The organism is Micromonospora sp. DT62 (assembly GCF_049847285.1).
GTDB lineage: Bacteria > Actinomycetota > Actinomycetes > Mycobacteriales > Micromonosporaceae > Micromonospora > Micromonospora reichwaldensis.
This window is the reverse complement of sequence record NZ_JBNCOB010000001.1, coordinates 725,669-744,145: the sequence shown is the minus strand read 5'-3', so window position 1 is coordinate 744,145 and position 18,477 is coordinate 725,669. Positions and strand designations below refer to the sequence as shown.

Genomic DNA, 18,477 nt, shown 5'->3' with positions numbered 1-18,477 from the left:
GTTCCCGGCCCTCGCCGTTCCTCCGGCCGCGCCCGAACGACCCGCGTGCCCCGTGCCGGCCTGCGACGATGGAGACGCTCTCCCCGGGGTACCCGGCCCCGGCCGTCCCCGTGCGGAACAGGAGTGTGCCGATGCCGGCCAGGACGTCCGAGGGCGATCACCACGCGCTCGCCGTGCACGAGGTCGTGCTGTTGCTCGGGACCGACACCGAGCACGGGCTGACCGACGAGGAGGCGGCGGCCCGGCTCCAGCGGTACGGGCCCAACGTGCTGCCCCGCGCGGCCGAGGGCGGAGCGCTCCGCCGCCTGCTGCGGCAGTTCCACAACCCGCTGATCTACGTGCTGGTCGCCGCCGGCGTGGTCACCCTGCTGCTCGCCGAGTACGTCGACTCGGCGGTGATCTTCGCGGTGGTGCTCGTCAACGCCGTCGTCGGCTTCCTCCAGGAGTCCCGTGCGGAGGCGGCCCTCGACGCGCTGCGGGCGATGGTGCGTACGCAGGCCCGGGTGCTGCGCGGCGGCCGGCAGCGCCACGTGCCGTCGGACGTCGTGGTACCCGGGGACCTGGTGCTCCTGGAGGCGGGGGAGAAGGTGCCCGCCGACCTGCGGCTGGTCCGCGCCGCCGAACTGCGGGCCGACGAGTCGGCGCTGACCGGCGAGTCGCTGCCCGTACGCAAGGACGAGCTGGTCGTACCGGCCGAGACGCCGGTGGCCGACCGCCGCAACCTGCTCTACTCCGGCACCCTGCTCACCGGCGGCACGGCGGTCGGCGTCGCGGTCGCCACCGGGGCGGAGACGGAGCTGGGCCGGATCCATCGCCTGGTCGGCGGCGCGGAGGTGCTGGACACGCCGCTGACGGTCAAGCTCGCCCGGTTCAGCCGGCTGCTCACCGTGGCGATCCTGTTCCTCGCCGCGGTGACCTTCGGCATCGGCGTGGCACGGGGGCAGGACGCCGGCGAGACGTTCACCGCCGCTGTGGCGCTGGCCGTCGGCGCGATCCCGGAGGGGCTGCCCGCCGCCGTGACGATCACCCTGGCGATCGGCGTGTCCCGGATGGCCCGCCGGCGGGCGGTGATCCGGCGGCTGCCGGCGGTGGAGACGCTGGGCAGCACCACGGTGATCTGCACCGACAAGACCGGCACCCTCACGGAGAACCAGATGACGGTCCAGGTGCTCTGGACGCCGCAGGGTCGCTACGAGGTCGGCGGCACCGGCTACGCCCCGACCGGCGAGATCCGGGACCCCGGGGGCGGCCCGGCCCCGACCGGGGAGGGCGCGCTGCGCTGGTCGCTGCTGGCCGGCGTGGGCTGCAACGACGCCCGGCTGGACGAGCAGGACGGCCGGTGGGTCGTGCTGGGCGACCCCACCGAGGGGGCGATGCTGGTGGCGGGCGCCAAGGTGGGGCTGCACGCGCACGAGGTCGCCGCCGAGCTGCCCCGGGTGGCGGCCGTCCCGTTCACCTCGGAGCGGCAGTTCATGGCGACCCTGCACGAGCGTCCCGACGGCGGGCGGACGGTGCTGGTCAAGGGGGCCGTGGAGCGGGTGGTCGAGTGGTCCGGCTCGGCGGCGCGTCCCGACGGCTCGACGGGGCCGCTCGACGCCCCGGCCGTGCTGGCCGCTGCCCACGAGTTGGCCGCCGAGGGGCTGCGGGTGCTCGCTACCGCGATGCGGCCGATCGGCCCGACGGACGGGCTCGTGGAGGAGGAACTGGCCGGCACCCTGGTCTTCACCGGGCTGCACGCGATGCTCGACCCGCCCCGGGCCGCCGCCGCGGCGGCCGTCAGGTCCTGCCACCGCGCCGGGATCGACGTGAAGATGATCACCGGGGACCACCTGGCCACCGCCAGCGCCATCGCGCGCCGGATCGGGCTGCTGCGTACCGAGCCCGGCCCGGGCGACGTGCTGACCGGCGCCGACCTGGCGGCGCTGCCAGCCGGGGAACTGCCCGCGGCGGTACGGCGGGCGTCGGTGTTCGCCCGGGTCTCGCCCGAGCAGAAGCTGCGGCTGGTGGAGGCGTTGCAGGCCGACGGCCAGGTGGTGGCGATGACCGGTGACGGGGTCAACGACGCCCCCGCGTTGCGCCAGGCCAACATCGGCGTGGCCATGGGCCGCAGCGGCACCGAGGTGGCCAAGGAGGCCGCCGACGTCGTGCTGACCGACGACGACTTCGCCACCATCGAGACGGCCGTCGCGGAGGGGCGCGGCGTCTTCGCCAACCTGACCAAGTTCATCACCTGGACGCTGCCCACCAACGCGGCGGAGGGGCTGGTCATCCTCGTCGCGATCGTGCTCGGCTCGGCGCTGCCGATCCTGCCGAGCCAGATCCTCTGGATCAACATGACCACGGCGGTGTTCCTCGGCCTGACGCTCGCCTTCGAGCCGAGGGAGCCCGGGATCATGGAACGACCGCCCCGCGACCCCGGTCAGCCCCTGCTGACCGTCGCGCTGGTGGTCCGGGTCCTGCTGGTCTCCGCGTTGCTGGTGGTGGGCGCCTGGTGGCTGTTCGAGTGGGAACGATCCGGCGGAGCCGGCCTGGCGCAGGCGCGCACCGCCGCGGTGAACCTCTTCGTCACCGTGATGGCGTTCTACCTGTTCAGCTGCCGCTCCCTGACCCGCTCGCCCTGGCGCCTGGGCCTGTTCAGCAACCGCTGGTTGATCGTCGGCGTGCTGGTGCAGGCCCTCGGCCAACTCGCCCTGACCTACCTGCCGGTGATGAACGACCTGTTCCGCACGGCGCCCATCGGCGGGCAGGCGTGGCTGCGGATCCTGGGCATCGCCGTCGTGGTCTCCGCCATCGTCGCGCTCGACAAGCGGTTCGGCCGCTTCGGCCGCCGGCTCGGCTGAGCCTGCGGGACCCGCCGGCCGGGGCCGGCGATGGGAGCTGATCGGCGGGCCGGGGAGCTGAGCCGGCCCGCCGATCAGCCCGTCAGGGTGCCCCTCACCAGGCTCTTGCCGGAGTGGGCGGTGTTGTTGTCGTACGTCTCGGCGGAGACGTCGACAACCGAGTATGCCTCAAGATCCACGTTCGGCGGCAACGGCAGCAACTCGTCCGTCGCGTCGCCGAGCACGCCGACCGAGAACATCTTCATGGTCCGCGGGTCGATGAGCCATACCTCGTAGTACCCCGGGACGTCCGGGAGATTCGCCACGTGCAGATGCAGCCGGCCGTCGTCGAAGACCCGGGCCTCGCCGTTGGCGTCCGGCGGCGTCTTGCCGTACGCCTTCAGCGGCGCGCTGGCCAGCAGAACCCGCCGTGGGGTGGGCTCCGGCGTCGGCCCGGTCGCGTCGAGCACGGCGACGGTGCCGACGACCCCGATCGCGGCGGCGGCCACCGCCGTCGCGGCGGTCACGGCCCAGCGCGACCAGCGCCCACGCCGCGGCGCGAGGAGCACCCCGCCCGACCGGTCGGACGGCTGGCCGCCCGAGGGGCGCTCGTCGGGCGACCGCTCGGCGCGCGGCCCGGGCAGCGCCGGGAGGGTCTGCGCCGCGCGGATCTCCGTGACGATGCCCTGCCAGACGTGCTCCGGCGGATCGGGCAGGTCGTGCAGGCCCTGGGCGCCGGCGCCGAGTCCGGCCACGTGCTGGAGGGTCTCCATCTCGGCCCGGCAGTGCGCGCAGGTGTCGAGGTGGGTGTTCTCTCCGGCGTCCGCCTCGGTCTCACCGAGCGCCAGGAAGACCAGCCGGTCGTGGTCCAGGTGCGGCACCGTCCACCTCCCATCTGCGTTTCAAGCTCGCCATGCCGCGCCGGATGTGACTCTTGACCGTGCCAAGCGGCACCCCGGTCACCGTCGCGATCTGCTGGTGGGTCAGGTCGTCGAAGAACGCCAACTCCAGCATCCGCCGCTGGTCGTCGGGCAGTCGGGCCAGCTCGTCGGCGACCACCAGCCGGTCGACCACCGTGTCCGGATCCGGGCCGGTCGGTGCCGACTCCGGCAGCTGCCGGACCGTCTCCACCACCCGGGTCTCCCGCGCGGAGGCCCGCAGCCGGTCGATCACCTTGCGGCGGCCGATGCCGAGCAGCCAGCCGACCAGCGAGCCCTTGGCCGGGTCGAAGGTGTCCCGCCCCAGCCAGGCGGCGACGAAGGTGGTCTGGGTCACGTCCTCCGCGTCGCTGCGGTTGGCCAACGTGCTGGTGGCCAGGTGCAGGACCGCCCGGCCGTACCGGTCGTACGCCTCCCGCAGTGCCCGTTCGTCGCCCGCACGGAAGCGCGCGGCGAGGTCGTCCTCGGGTGGGTACGGCTCCTGCCGTGCCGCTGTCACAGGGCGGCTCGCCTTCCAGGGGGCATGCCCGACTGTAGCTCCCACAGCCATCGCCCCCACTCCGGTCGGTCTGGTCTCAGCAGCTCTTCGCTCTGCGGGCGGCTCTCGGATGCGGCTCCGCCGGACGAAAAGAAGTTGTCTCCGGTCGCATCCGGCGGCGGTGGACCGGGCGTAACTCGTTTTGCAACCAGGCCTGACGAACCAGCACCAATCACCAGGAGGCAGACATGCAGCTCTCGTACTTCCGTCGGGTCGCCGCGGGCGGCGCGGTCGCCGCGCTGACGTTCGCCGGAGCCGGCGCCCTCACCGCCACTCCCGCGTACGCCGCCTCGTCCAAGGTCTCCGTCGTGCACGGCATCCCGGACACCCCGGTCGACGTGTACGTCAACGGCGAGAAGACGCTGGACAACTTCAAGCCCGGCGACGTGGCCGGCCCGCTGAACCTCGAGGAGGGCGCGTACGACATCGCCCTCACCAAGCCCGGCGAGCCGATCGCCCAGGCCATCCTCAGCGTCGACGACGCCGCGGTGCCGGGCGGCGCCAACATCAGCATCGCCGCCCACCTCGACGCCGCCGGCAAGCCGAAGATCACGCCGTTCGTCAACGACACCGGCAAGGTCGCCGCCGGCAAGGCCCGGCTGATCGTCCGGCACACCGCCGCCGCCCCGGCGGTGGACGTGCGTGCCGGCGGCACCCCCGTCTTCGAGGACCTCACCAACCCGAACGAGGCCAAGGGCGACGTCGACGCGGGCGCCGTCAAGGCCGACGTGGTGCTCGCCGGCACCGACACCGTGGCGATCGGGCCGGCGGACCTCGACCTCAAGGAGGGCACCGCGACGATCGTGTACGCCATCGGCTCGGCCGAGGCGAAGAACCTCGGCGTCGTGGCGCAGACCATCACGGGCCTGCACTCGGCCCCGGCCGGGGTGCCCAGCGGCGACGGCGGCCGGGCCGGCACCGGCGTCGACACCTGGTGGTACGTGCTGACCGGCGCTGGCGTGCTGCTCCTGGTCGGCGGCGGGGCGCGGGTGGCCACCGCCCGGACCGGTCGCCGGTGAAGGTGCGCCACCGCGGGGCGCTGGCGGCCGTGGCCGCCGGCGTCGCCGCGCTCACCGTCGCGACCGTGGTCGCCTGCGGCTCCCGGCCGGCCGGGAACGTCGGCGCGACCGAGGCCGCCGACCTGGCCGGCGCCGCCGCGAGCCCGCCGGCCGCCGGCCCGTCGGTGCCGGTGACCCGGGGCGGACTGCCCGGCGGTACGCGGACCGTCCCGCCCGTACGGCTGGTCATCCCGGCCATCGACGTCACCGCCACGGTCGACGCGGTGGGCGTCAACGGCGCGACCGGCGAGTTCGAGGTGCCGCCCAGCGTGGACCGGATCGGCTGGTACCGCCACGGCCCCGGGCTGGAGGCGCAGGCCGGGTCGGTGGTCGTCGCTGGGCACGTGGACAGCGCCACCCAGGGCGAGGGCGCCTTCTTCCGGCTCCGGGAACTGGACCGCGGCGACACCCTCACCGCCACCGGCGGCGACGGCGTCCGCAGGGAGTACCGGGTCGTCGCCCGGGAGGAGTACCGGAAGACGAAGATCCCCCTCGACCGCTACTTCGCCCGGGACGGCAAGCCCCGGCTGACCCTGATCACCTGCGGCGGGCCGTTCGACGCCGAGGCACGCCGGTACCGCGACAACATCGTGGTCACCGCCGTGCCGGCCTGACCGGATCGCCGGGTCGACGCGGGCGCGGGCCGGGGACGGGGGCGCACGCCTCCCGCCCCCGGCCCCCGCACGGCGTACTCCGGCCTCCGCCGGGTCCGGCTCCGGTCGTAGGCTGAACCGTGATGGCTTACCTGGATCACGCGGCGACCACTCCGATGCTCGACGAGGCACTGGAGGCGTACGTCGCCACCGCCCGCGAGGTCGGCAACGCGTCCTCACTGCACGCGGCGGGCCGCCGTGCCCGGCGGCGGGTGGAGGAGTCGCGGGAGCGGGTGGCCGCCGCGCTGGGCGCCCGGCCCTCCGAGGTCGTCTTCACCGGCGGCGGGACCGAGAGCGACAACCTCGCGGTGAAGGGCATCTTCTGGGCCCGCCGGTCCGTCGACCCCCGGCGGGACCGGGTGGTCTCCAGCGCCGTCGAGCACCACGCCGTGCTCGACGTGGTGGACTGGCTCGTCGACCACGAGGGGGCCGGCGTGGGCTGGCTCTCCGCCGACGCCGACGGCCGGCTCAGCCCCGACGAGCTGCGCGCCGAGCTGACCGCCCACGGCGACCGGGTCGCGGTGGTGACCGCGATGTGGGCCAACAACGAGGTCGGCACCGTGCAGCCGGTCGCCGAGCTGGCCGCGGTCGCCGCCGAGCACGGGGTGCCGTTCCACACCGACGCGATCCAGGCGGTCGGGCAGGTGCCGGTCGACTTCTCCGCCGCCGGGGTCGCCGCGCTGACCGTCACCGGGCACAAGCTCGGCGGTCCCGCCGGGGTCGGCGCCCTGCTGCTCGCCCGCGACGTGTCGGCCACCCCGCTGCTGCACGGCGGCGGCCAGGAGCGCGACGTACGCTCCGGCACCCTCGACACCGCCGGCATCGTGGCCTTCGCGGTCGCCGTGGAGGCGGCGGTCAAGGGCCAGCAGGAGTACGCGGCCCGCGTCGCCGCGCTCCGCGACGACCTGGTGGAGCGGGTCCGGCACGCGGTGCCCGAGGTCGTCTTCAACGGCGACCCGAACGACCGGCTGCCGGGCAACGCGCACTTCTCCTTCCCGGGCTGCGAGGGCGACGCCCTGCTGCTCCTGCTCGACGCGCAGGGCATCGCCTGTTCGACCGGCTCCGCCTGCTCCGCCGGGGTGGCCCAGCCCTCACACGTGCTGCTCGCCATGGGCGCCGACGACGACCGCGCCCGCTCCTCGCTGCGCTTCACCCTCGGCCACACCAGCACCCCCGCCGACGTCGACGCCCTCATCGCCGCCCTCCCGGCCGCCGTCGAGCGCGCCCGCCGCGCCGCCGCCCTCCGCACCCCCCGCTGACGCCCCTCAGCGTGGCGGGAGGACGGGGTGGGCGGGGTGGGTGGGGGTGGGGCGGGGATAGGGTCGGTGGGGTGAAGGGAGTGAGCCGGTGAGGGTGTTGGCGGCGATGTCGGGCGGGGTCGACTCGGCGGTCGCGGCGGCGCGGGCCGTCGAGGCGGGACACGACGTGACCGGCGTGCACCTGGCGCTGGCCCGCAACCCGCAGACCTACCGCACGGGCGCGCGCGGCTGCTGCACCCTGGAGGACTCCCGGGACGCCCGACGGGCCGCGGACGTCATCGGCATCCCGTTCTACGTCTGGGACCTGGCCGACCGCTTCCACGCCGAGGTGGTGGACGACTTCGTCGCCGAGTACGCGGCCGGCCGTACGCCCAATCCCTGCCTGCGCTGCAATGAGAAGATCAAGTTCGCCGCGGTGCTGGACCGGGCCGTGGCCCTGGGCTTCGACGCCGTGGTCACCGGCCACCATGCCCGGCTCGGCGCGGACGGCCTGCTGCGTCGCAGCGTCGACCTGCCCAAGGACCAGTCGTACGTGCTGGCGGTGCTCACCCGCGAGCAGCTGGACCGGTCGATCTTCCCGCTCGGGGACTCGACGAAGGCGCAGGTCCGCGAGGAGGCCGCGCGGCGGGGGCTGGCGGTGGCCGACAAGCCGGACTCGCACGACATCTGTTTCATCGCCGACGGGGACACCCGCGGCTTCCTCGCCGAGCGGCTCGGCGAGGCGCCCGGCGAGGTGGTGGACGCCGCCACCGGCGCCGTGGTCGGCAGCCATACCGGCGCGTACGCGTACACGGTCGGGCAGCGACGCGGCCTGCACCTGGACCGCCCGGCGCCGGACGGCCGGCCCCGCTACGTGCTCTCCATCACGCCGAAGACCAACACCGTGACCGTGGGCCCGGCCGAGGCGCTGGAGGTCTCCCGGGTACGCGCCGAGCGTCCGGTGTGGACGGGCGGCCCGCGCCCCGACGCGCCGCTGGAGTGCGAGGTGCAGCTGCGGGCGCACGGGGACGTGGTGCCGGCGACGGTCGAGCTGACCGCCGACGGGCTGCGCGCCGAGCTGCGCCGCCCCGTCCGTGGGGTCGCCGCCGGCCAGGCCGTCGTGGCGTACCGGCCGGACCCGGCCGGCGACGTCGTGCTCGGCTCCGCCACCATCGCCGGCTGACCCGGGACCGGGTGCGTCCGGCGCGGGCGTCGGCAGGGCGCCCCGGTCCGGTCCCGAGCGGCCGCGCGGTGGGCGTCCGCGTACCGGATAGTCTTCGGCCGTGACAGATCAGGTGTGGCCCTGGCCGGCCGGCGCGGCGACCGGCATCGGTTCGCTTCCCGGCACCGACATCGCCGAGGCGCAGCGGATCGTCCTCGGGGAGCTTCCCGCCCTGCCCCACCTGCCGGAGCTGCCGGGCCGGGGCCCCGGCGCCGACCTCATCGGCCGGACCGCCGGCCTGCTGGTCGAGCTGCCGGTGGAGTTGTACGCCGCCCGCTGGCGGATCGCGCCGCGCCCGGGACGGGACGTGCGCCGCGCCCGCGACCTGATGGAACGCGACCTCGACCAGCTCGCCGAGCAGGCCGAGGAGTACGCGGGGCCGGTCAAGATCCAGGTCGGCGGCCCGTTGACCCTGGCCGCGTCCCTGGAACTGCCGATCGGCGGTCGGATGCTGCGCGATCCCGGCGCGGTGCGCGATCTCACCAACTCGCTCGCCGAGGGGCTGCGCGGGCACGTGGCGGCGGTCGCCCACCGGCTGCCGCGCGCCACCGTGCTGCTCCAGCTCGACGAGCCGTCGCTGCCGACGGTGCTCGCCGGGCGGGTGCCCACCGAGAGCGGGCTCGGCGCGTACCGGGCCGTGGATCCGATCGTCGCCGCGTCGCTGCTGCGTACGGTCGTCGAGGCGGCCGGGGTGCCGACCGTGGTGCACTGCTGCGCGCCGGACGTGCCGCTGGAGCTGATCCGCTCGACGGGCGCCGTCGGCGTGGCCCTCGACCTCGGCCTCGTCACCGACCTGGATCCGCTGGGCGAGGCGATCGACGCGGGGCTCGGGCTGCTGGCCGGCGCCGTGCCCACCAGGCCGTCGGCCGCCGGTCGCGCGCCGACCTCGGCGCAGGTCGCCGATCGCGTACGCCAGCTCTGGGACCGCCTCGGGTTCCCCCGCCGCCAGCTCGCCGAGCAGGTCGTGGTGACCCCGGCCTGCGGCCTCGCCAGCGCCACCGGGCAGTACGCGCGCGCGGTGCTCGCCGCCTGCCGGGACGCGGGTCGGCGGCTCGCCGAGGACTGACGTTTGCCGTCGGCCGGTCACCCTTCTGCCTGGTCTTCTCCGACTGAACCGGACCCGTCACGCGGGTGCCGGTGACGGCGCCGAGTGGTGCGGGTTGCGGGCGGGCGGCATGATCGCGGGAATGATCGACACCTCGCTCCGGCGGGCCGCCGGCTCCCTCTTCGGCCTCGCCTACGGTGACGCGCTGGGCAAGCCGACCGAGTTCCTGACCGTCGCCGAGATCGTTCGCCGCTACGGGCCAGCCGGCCCGCGCGACCTCGCCGGTGACCCGGCGCTGGTGACCGACGACACGCAGATGGCGCTGGCGGTCGGCTGGGCGCTGCACGACGCGCCGGCGCCGACCCCGGAGGCGGTCGAGCCGCTGCTGCGGAGGCGTTTCCTCGACTGGGCGGCCAGCCCGGAGAACAACCGGGCGCCGGGCATGACCTGCCTGCGCGCCTGCGCCGAACTGGAGCGCGGGGTGCGCTGGCAGGAGGCGACGGTGGCCGGCTCGAAGGGCTGCGGGGCCAACATGCGGGTCACCCCGGTCGGCCTGGTCGACGTCGACCTCGACACCCTCGCCGGGCTGGCCCAGCTCCAGGCGGGGCTGACCCACGGCCACCCGACCGGCCTCGCGGCCAGCGAGCTGACCGCGTACGCGGTGCGGCTGCTGCGCGACGGCGCGGCGCTGGCGGAGCTGCCCCGGCTGCTCGTCGACCGGGCCAGCGACCAGCGGCGGGTCTACCGCGCCGACTGGCTCGGCGACCTGTGGCAGCGCCCCGGCGTGGACGCGCCGGAGGACTTCATCGCCCGGGGCTGGGACGAGTGCCTCGCGGTCCTCGGCCGCCTCGACGCCGCGCTCGCCGGCCCGGACGACGGCGGCGACCCGTGCCGGCACACCGGCGAGGGCTGGATCGCCGAGGAGGCGCTGGCCACGGCCCTGTTCTGCGCGATCAGGCACGCCGACGACCCGGTGGCGGCGCTGGCCCGGGGCGCCACCACCGCCGGCGACTCCGACTCGATCGCCGCGCTGGCCGGCGCCTTCGTCGGCACCGCGCTGGGCATGGCGGCCTGGCCCGCCCCGTGGGCCGCCCGCATCGAGTACGCCGACCAGCTGACCACCCTGGCCCGGGCCTGGGACTGACCCGCGAAGTCCCGGGCGGGTGGCACCGGCGGTGCGGCCGGCCCGGGACGGCGGGCCGCCACCGTCGCGGCGGCCACGCCCCAACGCGGGTCAGGCACCCGGCACGGTCGCCCGCTCCCACGCGGTCAGGCACCCGGCACGGCGGTCCGCTCGGCGCGGGTCAGGCGCCCGGCAGGTGGGGGAGGCGGCGGATGCGCCGCCACAGGGCGGGGTCGCAGTCGCCGGCACGGCGGGAGAAGTCGGCGAGCGGGACGTGCGCCGGCTCGGCCAGGTCGACGAAGCTGTCGTGGTCGGCGTCGGGGTCCCACTCGCGGGTCGGGATGCGGACGTGGTCGTCCCGGGTGCTCTTGTCCTGACTGGTGATCTTCAGGACGTCGGCACCCCCGCCGTCGGTCCGCAGCACCAGGCAGGGCCGCACCTTCGAGCCGGTGCCGTCGGCGTACGGCACGTCGGCCCACCAGATTTCGCCGGCACGCGGCGCCCCGGCGGAAGACCGTTCGGCGGTACGCGGTCGGGGCGGCGCGGTGGACCGGCCGGGACCGCCCGACGGCGTCCGGCGGCCGGGCCGGGTGCCCGATCGGCGGGGCGGACGCGGAGCGGCGTCACGGCCGCCCCGCCGTCGCTCGTTCCACGCCCAGCCGGCGGCCACGGCCAGCACGATCGCCGCCGCCCAGAGCAGCCATTCCGGCATCCCTACCCCCGCCTGGTCAGTGGGCGCGGCGCGGACGCCGCGGGTTCGACGGCGGAGCGGATCCGCCCCCGCGGCCCCGCCGTCCGGCGATCCTCGCACGGCCGGGGCCCCCGCGCCGATCGGGCGCGACGGGTGGCCGGCGGATTGTCCCACCGGACCGATACGGTGCCGAGGTAGCGGAATCACGGGAGGTCGCACGGTGTCCGAGGAAACCATTGCCCAGCAGGTCACTCCGGCACAGGAGGCGGCGGCCGGCGCCGAACCGACCCCCGATGCCCGGGAACGGCACGCCACGCTCAGCCAGGAGCTGACGGAGCACCAGTACCGCTACTACGTGCTGGACGCACCGACCATCCCCGACGCCGAGTTCGACCGGCAGCTGCGGGAGCTGGAGGCGCTGGAGGAGAAGTTCCCGGCGCTGCGCACCCCCGAGTCGCCGACGCAGCGGGTCGGCGGCACCTTCTCCACCGACTTCACCCCCGTCGCCCACGCCGAGCGGATGCTCTCACTCGACAACGCCTTCGCCGACGAGGAGCTGGCGGCCTGGGCCGAGCGGGTCGAGCGCGACGCGGGCGGGTCGGTGCCCTACCTGTGCGAGCTGAAGGTCGACGGGCTCGCCATCAACCTCACCTATGAGCGCGGGCGGCTGGTCCGGGCGGCGACCCGGGGCGACGGCCGCACCGGCGAGGACGTCACCGCCAACGTGCGCAGCATCCGCGACGTGCCGGGCCAACTCGCCACGTCGGCCGAGTTCGGCGACGTGCCCGAGTTCGTCGAGGTCCGGGGCGAGATCTACTTCCCGGTGGCGGCCTTCGCCGACCTCAACGCCGGGCTGGTCGAGCAGGGCAAGCCGCCGTTCGCCAACCCGCGCAACGCCGCCGCCGGCAGCCTGCGCCAGAAGGACCCGCGGGTCACCGCCTCCCGGCCGCTACGCCTGGTGGTGCACGGCATCGGCGCCCGCCGCGGCTTCCAGCCGGTCACGCAGTCCGAGTCCTACGCGGCGTTGCAGGCGTGGGGGCTGCCGACCAGTGACCGCTGGCGGGTGGTGCCCGACCTGGCCGGTGTCGCGGAATACATCGCCCACTACGCCGAGCACCGGCACGACGTCGAGCACGAGATCGACGGCGTGGTGGTCAAGGTCGACCCGGTCTCCATCCAGGGGCGGCTCGGCTCGACCAGCCGGGCGCCGCGCTGGGCGATCGCCTTCAAGTACCCGCCGGAGGAGGTGAACACGAAGCTGCTCGACATCGACGTCGAGGTCGGACGCACCGGCCGGGTCACGCCGCGCGCCGTCCTCCAACCGGTCAAGGTGGCCGGCTCCACCGTCGCCTACGCCACCCTGCACAACGCCCGGGAGGTCGAACGCAAGGGCGTCCTGATCGGCGACACCGTGGTGCTGCGCAAGGCCGGCGACGTCATCCCCGAGGTGCTCGGCCCGGTGGTCGACCTGCGTCCCGCCGACGCCCGGCCGTTCGTCATGCCCACCACCTGCCCGGCCTGCGGCACGCCGCTCGCCCCGGCGAAGGAAGCGGACGTCGACATCCGCTGCCCCAACTCGCGCACCTGCCCCGGTCAGCTGCGCGAGCGGGTCTACCACCTCGCCGGCCGCAAGGTGTTCGACATCGAGGCGCTCGGCCACAAGGGCGCGGCGGCGCTGCTCGACGCGGAGGTCATCACCGACGAGGGCGACCTGTTCTCGTTGGACGAGAAGCAGCTGTCCCGCTCGCCCTTCTTCGTCAACAAGGACGGCACGCTCGGCAGCAACGCCGTCAAGCTGCTGGACAACCTGGCCGTGGCCAGGGAACGCGACCTGTGGCGGGTGCTGGTGGGCCTGTCCATCCGGCACGTCGGCCCCACCGCCGCGCAGGCGCTCGCCCGGCACTTCCGCTCCATCGAGGCGATCGACCGGGCCGGTGAGGAGGAGCTCTCCTCGGTCGACGGCGTCGGGCCGACGATCGCGGCGAGCATCCGGGAGTGGTTCGCCGTCGACTGGCACCGCGAGGTGGTCCGTAAGTGGCGCGAGGCCGGCGTACGGATGGCGGAGGAGGCGGTCGACGAGGGGCCGCGTCCCCTGGAGGGGCTCACCGTCGTGGTGACCGGCACGCTGCCCGGGTTCAGCCGTGACCAGGCGTCCGAGGCGATCCAGAGCCGGGGCGGCAAGGTGAGCGGGTCCGTCTCCAAGAAGACGTCCTTCGTCGTGGTGGGCGAGAATCCCGGCTCGAAGGCCGACAAGGCGGCCAGCCTCAAGCTGCCGGTGCTGGACGAGGACGGCTTCCGGGTGCTGCTCGACGCCGGCCCGGAGGCCGCCCGCGAGGTCGCCCGCACCGAGGAGTGACGACCGGGCGGAAGCGGCCACCGACCCGGCCGGGGCAGGTCGAGATACCAACTTAATTACGACTACGACCGATTCGCGACTGTCGTGCCGGGCATTACGACACGGAGGGCGTTTCATTGGTGGCACGGCGTGCGACCGGTCACGCCCGTGGACCGAGCCCTCGGGAGGTGTGATGGAGTCCGCGGACTCGCGAAACTCCGTTCCTCCTGGCCGGGCACGCCCGTTCTTCGCCTTCGTCTGGTCGGTGGCCGCGCTGGCGGCGGTGCTCTGCGTACGCCCGCTGCTCGACCTCCCGGCCGAACTACCGCGACTGCCGGCGGCGTTCTGGGTGATGGCGGCCCTGGCCGTCGGCTGTGACGCGCGCCCGTTCGTCCCGCCCGGGCGCCGGCAGACCTCCGCGGTCTTCCCGTCCACCTGCTTCACGTTCGCCATCCTGCTCGGCTGGGGGTTCGGCCCGGCGGTCCTGGTGCAGGCGGTGGCCGTCGTCGTCTCCGGCTGGCGGATGGGCCACGCCCCGTGGCGGACCGCCTTCAACGCCGCCCAGTACGCGGCAGCCCTGGGCGCCGCGTACGCGGTCACCTGGCTGGGGCCCGGGAGCATCTTCGACGACGGCCGGCTGCGCGGCACGGACGTGTTGGCGGTGGGCGGCGCGACGGTGGCCTGGTTCGCCGTCAACTACGCGCTGGTCAGCGCGGCCGTCCGGCTGCGCTTCGGCGACCGGTGGTGGCCCAGCCTGCGGCAGGGGCTGGGCTTCGAGCTGCTCTCCACCGGCTCGTTGCTGCTGCTCGCTCCGGTGCTGGTCGCGGCGGCGCGGGCCAGCGCAGCGCTGATCCCGCTGGTGCTGGTGCCGCTGTTCGCCGTCTACCGGATGGCGCGGCTCAGCGTCGAGCAGCAGCAGCTCGCCTCCCTGGACCCGCTCACCGGCCTGCCCAACCGCAAGGCGTTGCTGGCCGAGGTCGGCGAGCAGGTGCACGTGCACTCCGAACGGGTGGCCCGCGGCGAGCCCGCCGCCCGGCTGGCCCTGCTCCTGATCGACCTCGACCGGTTCAAGAACGTCAACGACGCGCTCGGGCACGCGGTGGGGGACCGGCTGCTGGTCGAGGTGAGCGCGCGGCTGACCGACGTGGTCGGCGAGGGCATGGTCGCCCGGCTGGGCGGGGACGAGTTCGCCATCGTGATGACCGGCCTGGCCGACGTCGACGAGGCCCGGGAGCTCGCCGGCCGGGTGGTCCGGGCGCTGGCCGAGCCGGTGTCGCTGGACGGGTTGCCGCTCGACGTGGGCGGCTCGATCGGCATCGCGCTCTTCCCGGAGCACGGCGAGGACTTCGCGACCCTGATGCGCCACGCCGACGTGGCGATGTACGACGCCAAGCACCGCAACGACACCGTGGCGGTCTACGCGGCCGAGTCCGACCACAACTCCGCCGAGCGGCTCGGTCTGCTCGCGGACCTGCGCCGGGTGCTGGAGGCGGGCCGTCCCGCGGCCGCCCGGCCCGCCGGGGACGGTGCCGGCGCCCCGGACGACGGGGCGGTGGCCGTCCCGGCGGGACCGACGCCGGGCGGCCGGCTGCCGGGTGACGGGCGGGCCGGCGGCGCGCGGGGCGGGGACGGGGCCGAACTCCCGGCCGACGTCGCCGGCCTCACGTCCGGCTCCGGCCGTTGGTGGCTGCGCCGCCGCCGGCAGCGGCCCGGTCCGCCGCCCGGCGACGAGCTGATCAACCGGATCGTGACGGCCGCGGACCCGATCCGCCGACGGACGTTGGCGGCGGGGGAGACCGGCCCCGACCGGGGCGACGGTCCCGGCCGCCGCAACGGCGCCGGGCACCCCGGCGGGCAGGGCGGCGCGGTCGTACGCCGGCAGGGAGCGCCCGGCGACGACGGCGCGGGGGACCGCGGCGGCGACCGGGCCCCGACGGGCCGGCGCGGTGCCCGGCACGACGCGGCCGGCCGGCGCGACGCGGACACCGCTGCGGCCGCCGACGCGGGCGAGATCACCATGTACTACCAGCCGCAGGTCGCCATCGCGACCGGCGAGGTGGTCGGCGTGGAGGCGCTGCTGCGCTGGCGGCACCCCCGCCGGGGGATGGTGGACCCGGAGGAGCTGATCCGGGTCGCCGAGCAGAGCGCGGTGATGCGGCTGCTCACCCGCCGGGTGGTGGACGACGTGGTGGAACAGCTCGCCAAGTGGTCGGCCGCCGGGATGGGCCTGCCGGCGGCGCTCAACGTCAGCGTGCGGGACCTGCACACCGGGGAGATCGCCGATCAGATCGCCGACCGGCTCGCCCGGTACGGCGTGCCGCCGCAGCGGCTGCAACTGGAGATCACCGAGGGCGCCCTGATGGCCGACCCGCGTCGGGTGCTGGCCACCATCACCCGGCTGCACCGGATCGGCGTGGGCATCTCCCTGGACGACTTCGGCACCGGCTACTCCTCCCTCCAGCACCTGCGGCGGCTGCCACTGTCCGAGGTGAAGGTGGACCGCTCCTTCGTGCTGGGAATGGTCGAGGACGCCGACGACGCGGCGATCGTCAAGTCGACGATCGAGCTGGCGAAGGCGCTCGGGCTGCGAGTGGTCGCCGAGGGCGTCGAGGACGAGCGCACCTGGCGCATGCTGCACGCGGCGGGCTGCGACGCGGCACAGGGCTGGTTCTACGCCCGCCCGATGCCGGCCGAGGAGCTGGTCGGTTGGCTGGCCCGCTACCGGCCGGTCCGCCCGACGCCCAGCCCCGACGCGGAGATTCCCCGCCGGCACGCCCGCTGAATCGCCGGCCCGCGCGGCGCGGCCGTCGGCACACGACGCCCCGCCGCGTCGGTCGCGTCGTGTCCCCGGCCGGCGGTCCGGTGGCGTGGGCTCGGAGAGGAAGTTGGAGGCGCCCGCCGCGCCGGAGGGGGAGTCGGGGACGCGCCGCCGGGGCGGAACAATAGACTCGCTCCGGTCACCGCGCGTCACGCATCTCGGCCGCGCGGCCGACACCCGGTCCGACCCGCAGCACCGTCACGAAGGGGGCACCGATGGCCGCCATCTCCCGCGAGGAGGTCGCGCACCTGGCGCGACTGTCGCGGCTAGCCGTCACGGAGGAGGAGCTGGACACCTTCGCCGGCCAGCTCGACGTGATCCTCCAGGCGGTCGCGCAGGTCGGCGAGGTCACCGCGGCGGACATCCCGCCGACGTCGCACTCGGTGCCGCTGACCAACGTCCTGCGCGACGACGTCGTGGTGCCCGGGTTGACCCCGCAGGAGGCGCTGTCGGGTGCGCCCGACGCCGAGGAGCAGCGGTTCCGCGTACCGCGGATCCTGGACGAGGATGTGGCGTCATGAGCGATCTGATCAGACTGACCGCGACGGAGATCGCGGGGCTCGTCGCCTCCGGTGACGCCTCCGCCGTCGAGGTGACCCGGGCGCACCTGGACCGGATCGCCGCCGTCGACGACCGGGTGAACGCGTTCCTGCACGTCGACTCCGAGGGCGCGCTCGCCGCCGCCGCCGAGGTGGACGCCCGCCGCGCCGCCGGCGAGGAGCTGGGCCCGCTGGCCGGCGTGCCGGTCGCCGTCAAGGACGTGCTGACCACCAAGGGCGTGCCGACCACCGTCGGGTCGAAGATCCTGGAGGGCTGGCGCCCGCCGTACGACTCGACGATCGTGCAGCGGCTGCGCGCCGCCGGCACGGTGATGCTCGGCAAGACCAACATGGACGAGTTCGCGATGGGCTCCTCCACGGAATACTCGGCGTACGGGCCGACGCACAACCCGTGGGACCTGAGCCGCATCCCGGGCGGCTCGGGCGGCGGCAGCTCCGCGGCGCTGGCCGCGTACGAGGCGCCGCTGGCGATCGGCTCCGACACCGGCGGCTCGATCCGCCAGCCCGGCGCGGTCACCGGCACCGTCGGCGCGAAGCCCACCTACGGCGGCACCTCCCGCTACGGCCTGGTGGCGTTCTCGTCCTCCCTGGACACTCCCGGCCCCTGCGCCCGGAACGTGCTGGACGCGGCGCTGCTGCACGAGGTGATCGGCGGGCACGACCCGCGCGACTCCACCTCGATCCCGCAGCCCGTGCCGGACGTGGTGGCCGCCGCCAGGCTCGGCGCGACCGGCGACCTGACCGGCGTGAAGCTCGGCATCGTCAGCGAGTTCGTCGGCGAGGGCGCCGAGCCGGGCGTGATGGCGGCGTTCCGCGAGTCGGTCGACGCGCTGGCCAAGCTGGGCGCCGAGATCGTCGAGGTGTCCTGCCCCCACTTCCGCTACGCGCTGCCGGCGTACTACCTGATCGCCCCGAGTGAGGCCTCCTCCAACCTGGCCCGGTTCGACGGCGTCCGCTTCGGCCTGCGGGTCGGCGACGACGGCAACCGGTCGCTGGAGGAGGTCATGTCGCTGACCCGGGAGGCCGGCTTCGGCGCCGAGGTCAAGCGCCGCATCATGATCGGCACGTACGCGCTCTCGTCGGGCTACTACGACGCCTACTACGGGCAGGCGCAGAAGGTCCGTACCCTCATCACGCGGGACTTCACCGCGGCGTTCGAGCAGGTCGACGCGCTGATCTCGCCGACCACCCCGTTCGTGGCGTTCCCGCTCGGGGCGCGCACCGCCGACCCCTACCAGATGTACCTGGCCGACCTGTTCACCATCCCGACGAACCTGTACGGCGGGCCGGGCATCTCGGTGCCGTGCGGGCTCTCCGACGGGCTGCCGGTCGGCTTCCAGATCATGGCCCCGACGATGGCCGACGACCGGATGTACCGGGTCGCCGCCGCGCTGGAGAGCGCCGTCGGCACGTTCACCCCACCGGCACTGTGAGGCAGG

Annotated in this window: 14 protein-coding genes; 11 read left to right on the top strand and 3 right to left on the bottom strand. The window is 75.1% G+C overall.

Translation table 11 applies throughout. The features are described from left to right. The first annotated feature begins 131 nt into the window (after window positions 1-131). On the top strand, window positions 132-2,840 hold the full coding sequence (locus ACPXCB_RS03335; RefSeq protein WP_425872014.1) for an HAD-IC family P-type ATPase: 2,709 nt from the start codon (window positions 132-134) through the stop codon (window positions 2,838-2,840). 74 nt (window positions 2,841-2,914) lie between these two features. Here the strand turns inward: ACPXCB_RS03335 and ACPXCB_RS03330 are convergent, their stop codons facing one another. After that, the gene (locus tag ACPXCB_RS03330) at window positions 2,915-3,700 is read right to left on the bottom strand and encodes an anti-sigma factor (protein WP_425872012.1); all 786 of its coding nucleotides are present in this window, start codon (window positions 3,698-3,700) and stop codon (window positions 2,915-2,917) included. Further along, complete coding sequence (locus ACPXCB_RS03325) at window positions 3,654-4,256, bottom strand: RNA polymerase sigma factor (RefSeq protein ID WP_425872011.1); 603 nt, start codon at window positions 4,254-4,256, stop codon at window positions 3,654-3,656. Before ACPXCB_RS03325 ends, ACPXCB_RS03330 begins: the two co-directional genes overlap by 47 nt. A gap of 227 nt (window positions 4,257-4,483) precedes the next feature. Here ACPXCB_RS03325 and ACPXCB_RS03320 point away from each other — a divergent pair, with 227 nt between their 5' ends. From ACPXCB_RS03320 to ACPXCB_RS03295, 6 genes are all read left to right on the top strand, one after another. After that, window positions 4,484-5,314 (top strand): DUF4397 domain-containing protein, encoded by an 831-nt coding sequence (locus ACPXCB_RS03320; protein WP_425872009.1) that lies wholly within the window; start codon window positions 4,484-4,486, stop codon window positions 5,312-5,314. Further along, window positions 5,311-5,967: a class F sortase gene (locus ACPXCB_RS03315; protein WP_425872007.1), complete on the top strand. Its 657-nt coding sequence runs from the start codon at window positions 5,311-5,313 to the stop codon at window positions 5,965-5,967. The genes ACPXCB_RS03320 and ACPXCB_RS03315 overlap by 4 nt, the downstream gene beginning before the upstream one ends. Window positions 5,968-6,089: 122 nt before the next feature. Then, on the top strand, window positions 6,090-7,265 hold the full coding sequence (locus tag ACPXCB_RS03310; protein ID WP_425872005.1) for a cysteine desulfurase family protein: 1,176 nt from the start codon (window positions 6,090-6,092) through the stop codon (window positions 7,263-7,265). A gap of 88 nt (window positions 7,266-7,353) precedes the next feature. Continuing rightward, window positions 7,354-8,427: a tRNA 2-thiouridine(34) synthase MnmA gene (mnmA, locus tag ACPXCB_RS03305; protein ID WP_425872003.1), complete on the top strand. Its 1,074-nt coding sequence runs from the start codon at window positions 7,354-7,356 to the stop codon at window positions 8,425-8,427. A 100-nt stretch (window positions 8,428-8,527) separates the two neighbouring features. After that, the gene (locus ACPXCB_RS03300; RefSeq protein WP_425872001.1) at window positions 8,528-9,532 is read left to right on the top strand and encodes a methionine synthase; all 1,005 of its coding nucleotides are present in this window, start codon (window positions 8,528-8,530) and stop codon (window positions 9,530-9,532) included. Window positions 9,533-9,653: 121 nt separating this feature from the next. Then, complete coding sequence (locus tag ACPXCB_RS03295; RefSeq protein ID WP_425872000.1) at window positions 9,654-10,655, top strand: ADP-ribosylglycohydrolase family protein; 1,002 nt, start codon at window positions 9,654-9,656, stop codon at window positions 10,653-10,655. Window positions 10,656-10,815: 160 nt separating this feature from the next. On the opposite strand, the gene ACPXCB_RS03290 is transcribed toward ACPXCB_RS03295, so the two are convergent. After that, a complete protein-coding gene (locus ACPXCB_RS03290) occupies window positions 10,816-11,346 on the bottom strand; it encodes a type II toxin-antitoxin system PemK/MazF family toxin (protein ID WP_425871998.1) in 531 nt (176 codons plus the stop codon). A 199-nt stretch (window positions 11,347-11,545) separates the two neighbouring features. On the opposite strand from ACPXCB_RS03290, the gene ligA reads away from it, so the two are divergent. From ligA to gatA, 4 genes are all read left to right on the top strand, one after another. Continuing rightward, window positions 11,546-13,681 (top strand): NAD-dependent DNA ligase LigA, encoded by a 2,136-nt coding sequence (gene ligA / locus ACPXCB_RS03285; protein ID WP_425871997.1) that lies wholly within the window; start codon window positions 11,546-11,548, stop codon window positions 13,679-13,681. Between the two features lie 172 nt (window positions 13,682-13,853). Then, a complete protein-coding gene (locus tag ACPXCB_RS03280; protein ID WP_425871995.1) occupies window positions 13,854-16,442 on the top strand; it encodes a putative bifunctional diguanylate cyclase/phosphodiesterase in 2,589 nt (862 codons plus the stop codon). A 251-nt stretch (window positions 16,443-16,693) separates the two neighbouring features. Further along, window positions 16,694-16,999, top strand: coding sequence for an Asp-tRNA(Asn)/Glu-tRNA(Gln) amidotransferase subunit GatC (gene gatC / locus ACPXCB_RS03275; protein ID WP_121396190.1), 306 nt, complete (start codon window positions 16,694-16,696; stop codon window positions 16,997-16,999). Beyond that, window positions 16,996-18,471, top strand: a complete 1,476-nt coding sequence (gatA, locus tag ACPXCB_RS03270; protein WP_425871993.1) for an Asp-tRNA(Asn)/Glu-tRNA(Gln) amidotransferase subunit GatA — start codon at window positions 16,996-16,998, stop codon at window positions 18,469-18,471. Before gatC ends, gatA begins: the two co-directional genes overlap by 4 nt. Window positions 18,472-18,477 lie beyond the last annotated feature (6 nt).